Below are 7,109 nucleotides of genomic sequence, written 5' to 3' on the forward strand. Positions count from 1 at the left end.
GCCGCAGGTCGCCGTGGTGGTAGCTGATGACCTTCGTGCTTTCCGAGCTTGGCATCGAACCTTGCCACCTCGCGGCGCCTGAACAAGAGACTCCGGATCGTCCCTTCCGCGAGTGACCGATCGGCACTATATTACGAATAAAATTCATGTTTTGGGGAGTGATCGAGATGCTGGTCCCGCACTTGCCCTCCGACTTCGTCTGGGGCGTGTCCACCGCGGCGTTCCAGATCGAAGGCGCCACCGGGGAAGGCGGCCGGGGGCGTTCGATCTGGGACACCTTCACCGCTACTCCCGGCAAGATCGCGCGCGGCGAGCACGCCGACGTCAGCACCGACCACTACCACCGCTATCCCGAGGACGTCGCGCTGATGTCCGCCCTGGGCGTGGACGCCTACCGGTTCTCGCTGGCCTGGCCACGCATCCAGCCCGACGGTCGCGGTCCGGTGAACCCCGAGGGGATCGCGTTCTACGACCGCCTGCTCGACGCGCTCTGCGAAGCAGGCATCGATCCGGTCGCCACGGTCTACCACTGGGACACCCCGCAGGCGCTGGAGGACCGGGGTGGATGGCTCAGCCGCGAGACCGCCGAGCGGTTCGCCGAGTACGCCGCGATCGTCGGCGAGCGCTTCGCGGACCGGGTGAAGATGTGGATCCCGCTCAACGAGCCGATGGTCATGTCGATCTTCGGCTACGGCATCGGCGAGTACGCGCCGGGCAAGGCACTGCTGCTCGACGCGATTCCAACCGCGCACCACCAGCTCCTGGCGCACGGCCTGGCTGTGACGGCGTTGCGCGCGGCGGGCGCGCGAGCAGTGGGAACCGCGAACAACCACAGCCCGATCTGGGGTGAAGACCCGGAACCCGTGTCGTTTCTGGACGCGTTGATCAACCGCTTGTTCGCAGATCCTATTCTGCTCGGCAGCTACCCCGAGGTGCTGCATGACCGGCTGCCCGACGGCTTCGCCGACGACCTGCCGACAATCGCCGCGCCGCTGGACTTCTACGGCGTCAACTACTACGAGCCGATGGCCGTCCGCGCACCGCGGTCCCCGGGCCCGCTGCCCTTCGAGCTCGCCCAGGTCGAGGGCCACCCGATGACTACCAACGGATCGCCGGTCGTCCCGGACGGACTGCGTGAGCTGCTGATCCTGCTCCATGAGCGCTACCCGGAGATGCCGCCGGTACACATCACCGAAAACGGTTGCAGCTTCGACGAAATCCACGACTCCGACCGCATCGACTACCTCACCGGTCACCTCACCGCCGTGCGGGAGGCCATGGACGCCGGTGCGGACGTGCGCGGCTACTTCGTCTGGTCGCTCCTGGACAACTTCGAGTGGTCCAAGGGGTACGCGCCGCGGTTCGGCCTGGTGCACGTCGACTACGACACGCTCGTGCGCACCCCGAAGGACTCGTTCGCCTGGTACCGCGACGTGATCAAGCGGTCGAGATGACCGCACTCGCCGAGCCCCGGACCCCGGTCCGCGCCGGGTGGACGACGTTGCTCTTCCTGGCCAACCTCGGGCTGTGGCTGGCGTTCTACGCGCCGATCCAGGTCCTGCTGCCCCGGCAGGCGGAACTGCTCGCCGGCGCGGACAAGGAGGTCGTCTTCGGCGCGGTCACCGGAATCGGCGCGGCGGTGTCGGTGGTGGCCAACCCGCTGGCGGGCATGCTCTCCGACCGCACCACCTCGCGGTTCGGCCGCCGGCACCCGTGGACGCTCGGCGGCGCGCTCGTGGGAGCGGCGGGACTGGCTGTCCTCGCCGCGGCGGGCGACGTGGTGACCATGACGGTCGGGTGGTGCCTGGTGCAGGCCGGGCTCAACGCGATGCTTGCGAGCCTGGCGACGGCGCTGCCGGACCGAGTTCCGGTGGCGCAGCGGGCACGGATCGGCGGACTCGTTGGTATCAGCCAGATGCTGGGCACCGTCGCAGGCACGCTGGTGGTGACGGTGCTGATCACTGGGCTCGCCGGTGGCTATCTCGCGTGCGCAGCACTAGTCGTTCTCGCGGCAGCGGCGTTCGTGCTGCGCACCCCGGACGCCACGCTGCCGACGAAGCCCGCAGGCGGGCTGGCCGCCGCAGCGCGGCGGCTTCGGGTGTCGCCGCGCAGGTATCCCGACTTCGCGTGGGGCTGGGGCTGCCACTTCCTGATCAACCTGGGCAATGCCTTCGGCACGCTCTACCTGCTGTTCTTCCTAGGCGACGCCGTGCGCCACCCCGATCCGGAGACGGGTCTGCTGATCCTGATGGGCCTCTACGGTGCCGCGCTCACCGTCGGCGGGGTCGTCGCGGGAGCGCTGTCGGACCGCACGGGGCGGCGCAAGCCCTACATCCTGACCTCGTGCGCGCTGATGGCGCTGGCCGCGCTGCTGCTGGCCGCGTGGCCGACGTGGATCTTGGCGCTGTGCGCCGCTCCGCTGCTCGGGCTGGGTTTCGGGATCTACTGGGCGGTGGCGCTGGCCCTGCTGACGCAGGTGCTGCCGGCCGCCGCCGACCGCGCCAAGGATCTCGGCGTGGTGAACATCGCGAACTCGCTGCCCCAGGTCGTCGCCCCGGCGCTCGCCACGCCGGTCCTGGCCCACCTCGGCGGCTATGCCGGGCTGTTCACCGCATCGGCGGTGGCCACCCTGTTCGCGGGCGTGCTCGTAACCCGCGTGCGCGGCGTCGCCTGACAGGTATTTCCCCTGCCCGCGGAGGCGATTGCCGAAGTTGCCCGCCGGCTCGCACTCAGCGGCAGCGGCGCTGAATGCTGACGTTTACAGAGGGTTGTCCTGCAGCCAGGTCAGGACCTGGTCGGCGTGCTCGCTCGGCGGGAAGATCGGATAGAAGACGTGCTCGATCGCGCCGTCGCGGATGATCAGGGTCAGCCGCTTGTACAGCGTCAGCCCGCTGGCCTCGAACGTGGGCAGGTTGAGCGCGTCGGCAAGGCTCCACGTGGGGTCGGAGAGCATTTGGAACGGCAGGTGGAGCCGCTCGACGACCTCGCGCTGATAGTCGGTGTCCTGGCTTGACAGGCCGAACACGCCGGCCACGCCGGCGGTGAGCAGGTCCTGGTAGTGGTCGCGGAAGCCGCACGCCTCGGGCGTGCAGCCGCGCGCTCCGGGGATCGAGTCCCAGCCGTCGGGCAGGTCGGTGCCCGGGCGGCCGGTGAGCGGGTAGATGTACATCACCGTCCGGCCCGCGCCGAGCGCGTCGAGGCGGATCGTCGCGCCGCCGGTACCCGGGAATTCCAGGTGCGGCGCCTTCGTGCCGGGCAGATGAGCGGCCGCGCCGTCGTCCTCGGGGACCGGCAGGTCGGCGGGCAGGCTCTCGTAGTCGGTCATGAAGTCTTCTCCCTCATTGGCCGGTGAGACGCGACTGTTGCGGTGGGCAGCTTCCCGGAGGTGCCCGATCAGCGCTGCCCGGCGGGCGGTGAGTCCCTCAATCCGCCGCGTGAGCTCGTTGATGGCGTCCCGGTACCCGGCCAGCGAGGCCGGGCAGTCGTCGGCGTGTCGACGGCCGGCCGCGAGGCAGTCCAGGAACGGCCGGGTGCGTTCCACGGGGATGCCGAGGCTGCTGAGTGCCCGGATCTCCTGCGTGAGTCGTACGTCCTGCTCGCCGTAGTCGCGGTAGCCGTTGGGCAGCCGCTCGGGCCTGATCAATCCCAGCGATTCGTAGTAGCGCACCGCTTTGGTCGTCACGCCCGCCCGGTGTGCCAGCTCGCTTATTTGCATGCCCCTCACCTCGAGCAACGCTAAACCTTGCCCCTGAGGGCAAGGTCAAGCCGACCGGCTCGGCGACGTCCTTCGCGAGTGCTCACATACCGCTTGAACTGCATGGATGAGCTTTCGGCGGTCGCAGGCTTCCGCTCAGGGCTTGACCTCGAGAGCCTTGATCAGGTCCTCGTACGTCCGCTGAACCGCACCTGCCTCACTCGCTACTACGGTCGCCGCCGGTCTCAGTTGGACCACCTCGATGAGCTGGTCGTGCATTTCCGAGAGGCGTGAGAATCCCCCTTCTCGCGCCACGATCTCCTTCACCTGCTGGTGCCAGGGAAGATCGTCATCCTCACCACGACGCATGAAGCGCTCCACGGATCGCTCCTTGGTGTCCATCAACACGATCTCGCGGAACTCGGCGCCGTTGTCGTACGCGACGGCCTCGAAGCGTTCAATCTCGCTCAACCGGTACAAAAGCTGCGGCATCACAACATCGTGCCCGGCACGCAGGTGCGTTCCAGCCATGCTCAGGGCAATCGGCCGCACGATCGCCCCCGTCTCCGCGAACCGATCACGCCAACCACCGATCAATCTCCTCAGCTGATCGATATCCAGGTTGAGCACACCCGCGTGATCGTCCACATAACGCTGCGCAAGCGTCGACTTGCCAATGCCAGGAGGACCGTTGAGATGGATGAGGCGAGGCACGCCGCGCAGTCTAGGCCCGATACTGGCGCACCGAAGTGATACCCGGTCAGCACCGCGGGAAGAACGACGGCGGCAAGAACGCAGCGTCCGCACTCGTTGCGCCCGCAACCGCGGCGACGTGACAACACTCCCGCAGCCGCGCACCGACGACTCGACTGGACGCAGATCGGGATGGCTCTCACTGGATGCAGGGCGCCGCCGGAACTCGCGTTTCGCTTCTCAGAATCCCCGGACTGGGGTGCGTGCCTTGCCCAGCATTAGTCGCAGTACTGCGCCGTCGCCCAGTGCGTGCCGCGCGCCAGGTGCGCGACGTATCGGGCGTCGCGAGCGGTGAAAGTGAACTCGATGTACGGGTAGGCGTCGATGTCTTCCGGGAAATCGTCGTCGGTGGCGGCGTCCCAGAAGCCGGCGGCGTCCCAGAAGGGAGGCATGTTCTGCGGTTCGCTCAGTTCGGCGGACTCGATGATCTCGTCGAACCGGTCGAATAGGTATTCGTCCGGTTCCGCCCCGTCGTCGAGCTCCTTCTCGAAGGCGTCCCTCAGCTCGTGCTCGTCGGCGATCGTGGCCGCCTGCTCGAAGGGCATGGGCAGTCGGTCGTCCCCGAGCCCGTCGCCGACGAAGAAGCTCCCGTGCTTCATTCGCCGCCACGCGTCGATCATGATTTCCAGCGGGAGGAGGTCGTCGTCTTCTCCCGGGAGGATCCCCGCATCGGGGTTGATCATGTGGAAGCGACCGCGCACGGTGGCGTCGGTCTTGTCGTCGATGGAGATCCGGTAGAGGACGGTCACGTTGCTGGGCTCCGTTCCAGGCGTTTGAAAATCGACGCCTAGGACGCGGTGGACCTCGACCGGGTTGCGTCCGATTCCGCATCGTTACCTCCCCGGGGGCCCTGGCTGAAGTCGAATTCCCATGCCATGGCAGAAGTAGGGCTTCACCATGCGACGAGCATGTCTTCATCGTGGCACTGCGGCTGCTACCCGGACACCGGCGCCGAACCGGGTTTTTCCCGCGAGCACGAGGAAATCGGCTTGTTCCCGAGTCGGCATCGCCGACCTGAACGTGCCCGAGGGCTACACGCCCAGCGCGCCGAACGCCGAGGCTGCCAAGATCGCGCCGAACCCCAGGTGCGGGCCGATCGCCACCCGCGCGGCGGCGGCTCGGTTCTCGCGTCCCTGCCCGAAGAACACCGTCAGAACCAGCATGTCGTCGATGTTGGTCACGCGCGAGTGCTGCGTTTTCAACCGGCGGGGCGACCACGTCGTCCACATTGCCGGTGGGTGGAAAGTCGTGCGGTAGCGCACCTTTCCGCCCTCAGCGTAGGAGTCACCGATGCTGCAGGGACTTGAACTCGTCGAGCCAGGCGTAGTTGGGAGCGGGTGTGCCGTCGGGGAGGGGTTGCACCGTGCGCGAGGCGAACAGGCTGTTCAGCAGCCACGGCTTCTTGTCCGGGCCGAAGCTGTCCGACATGGCGGCGTCCTGGCCGACCCCGTAGGTGGCCACGGCGAGCTTGCCGGTGGCCCGGAACTTCTGCGTCTGGTCGTGCAGGAAGTTCTTGTTGTTCTCGAACCACGGGCTGGTGCGCAGGAAGTCGTACCACCGTTCCTGCGGGAACGGCTTGTCGAGCGCGTTCTTGATGACCTGCCACACTCGGGTGTCCGGCGGGATGTCGTACTTGTTGGCGTACTCGCGGGACACCCGGTCGGTGAGATGCTTCTGCCAGAGCTGAACGAGGGAGAACTCGGTGGCGAGGAACTTCTTGTTCGGACCCAGCCGGGGCAGGATGTAGGCGAGGTATGCATCGGCGCCGTTGAGGTCCGCGACGTGCGGGTGGATGTCAGTGCCCTCGATTTCCGGGGTGTTGCGGACATAGGCCATCCAGCGCTCGGTTCCCTCACCCGTCCACTCGGGATCATCGAGGTGGTTGAGCGAGCCCATGTACAGCCTTGTCTTGCACTTGTCCGGAAAATGCGCAGCACGATACTTGATGACGTGGTCGGCGACGGCCTCGTAGAAGGCGTTGATGGCCCCGTTGTTCCAGTCATCGTGCGGGCATTCGATGAACGGCTCGTTGCCGATCACCAGGATATCGACCTCGTTCAGCACCGCAGGCAGCACCTTGTCCAGCCGGTTGAGTTCGGCGTTCATCGCATCGGTGCCGGGGCGCGGCAACGGCTTTTCGCGTTCCGGGAAGTAGGGGAACTTCAGCGACAACACGGTTCCGTAGCCGTGCGCGCCGGCCTGCAGCAGGGTGCTGATCGCGGGGGCATCGGCCGGTTCGCCCTTGTCCGCGTCGGGCATGGCGAAAAAGCCGCGCAGCCACGTCGCTTCGGCGGTCTTGAGTTCGCCGAAGGTCATGATGTGCGGGTCACCGTTGAAGTTCACGCCGAGAACGCCGTTCGGTGGCGGCGCGGTCACCTGCGGAATGAGTGGCTGCGCGGCAACGTCGCCCTGTCCCTCCCGGGGAGTGCTGCAGGCAGCCGCGCCGAACACGGCGAGCCCGGCCGCCGTGGACAGTTGGAGCAAGCGACGTCGAGGCAACGGGTTCACGTGCTCGGATTTTCACCGACCGCCATACGATTGTCAATCGATGCAACAAAGTGCAGCGCCTAAGAGCGTGTCTCGTTTGGATCTTGGTGGGGTTTGCGGGCATGATCTTGGTTCGTGGTTGATGAGTTGTCGCGACGGTTGGTGCCCGATGAGC

At 66.9% G+C, this 7,109-nt stretch carries 7 protein-coding genes; 2 read left to right on the top strand and 5 right to left on the bottom strand.

Features of this window, described 5'->3' with window-relative positions; all coding sequences use genetic code 11:
- Nucleotides 1-167 precede the first annotated feature (167 nt).
- Nucleotides 168-1,454, top strand: coding sequence for a GH1 family beta-glucosidase (locus AB0I53_RS38720; RefSeq protein WP_358614025.1), 1,287 nt, complete (start codon nt 168-170; stop codon nt 1,452-1,454).
- A complete protein-coding gene (locus AB0I53_RS38725; protein WP_358614018.1) occupies nt 1,451-2,674 on the top strand; it encodes an MFS transporter in 1,224 nt (407 codons plus the stop codon). The genes AB0I53_RS38720 and AB0I53_RS38725 overlap by 4 nt, the downstream gene beginning before the upstream one ends.
- A gap of 84 nt (nt 2,675-2,758) precedes the next feature.
- Here AB0I53_RS38725 and AB0I53_RS38730 read toward each other — a convergent pair whose 3' ends face one another.
- The 5 genes from AB0I53_RS38730 to AB0I53_RS38750 all read right to left on the bottom strand — a co-directional run bounded on the left by AB0I53_RS38730 (nt 2,759) and on the right by AB0I53_RS38750 (nt 6,955).
- Complete coding sequence (locus tag AB0I53_RS38730) at nt 2,759-3,715, bottom strand: MerR family transcriptional regulator (RefSeq protein ID WP_358614019.1); 957 nt, start codon at nt 3,713-3,715, stop codon at nt 2,759-2,761.
- Between the two features lie 135 nt (nt 3,716-3,850).
- The gene (locus tag AB0I53_RS38735; RefSeq protein ID WP_358614020.1) at nt 3,851-4,408 is read right to left on the bottom strand and encodes an AAA family ATPase; all 558 of its coding nucleotides are present in this window, start codon (nt 4,406-4,408) and stop codon (nt 3,851-3,853) included.
- A gap of 257 nt (nt 4,409-4,665) precedes the next feature.
- Entirely contained in the window at nt 4,666-5,196 is a 531-nt protein-coding gene (locus tag AB0I53_RS38740; protein ID WP_358614021.1) for a hypothetical protein, read from the bottom strand.
- A gap of 282 nt (nt 5,197-5,478) precedes the next feature.
- Nucleotides 5,479-5,628 carry a hypothetical protein gene (locus AB0I53_RS38745; protein ID WP_358614022.1) on the bottom strand — a complete coding sequence of 50 codons (150 nt, stop codon included), beginning with the start codon at nt 5,626-5,628 and terminating at the stop codon, nt 5,479-5,481.
- 103 nt (nt 5,629-5,731) lie between these two features.
- Nucleotides 5,732-6,955, bottom strand: coding sequence for a hypothetical protein (locus AB0I53_RS38750; RefSeq protein ID WP_358614023.1), 1,224 nt, complete (start codon nt 6,953-6,955; stop codon nt 5,732-5,734).
- Nucleotides 6,956-7,109 lie beyond the last annotated feature (154 nt).

It is taken from the genome of Saccharopolyspora sp. NPDC050389, from assembly GCF_040655595.1.
Lineage (GTDB): Bacteria > Actinomycetota > Actinomycetes > Mycobacteriales > Pseudonocardiaceae > Saccharopolyspora.

Coding starts and splice junctions, on each gene's coding strand:
- AB0I53_RS38725 (WP_358614018.1), top strand. CDS start 1,451: ATGACCGCACTCGCCGAGCCCCGGACCCCGGTCCGCGCCGGGTGGACG.
- AB0I53_RS38720 (WP_358614025.1), top strand. CDS start 168: ATGCTGGTCCCGCACTTGCCCTCCGACTTCGTCTGGGGCGTGTCCACC.
- AB0I53_RS38730 (WP_358614019.1), bottom strand. CDS start 3,715: ATGCAAATAAGCGAGCTGGCACACCGGGCGGGCGTGACGACCAAAGCG.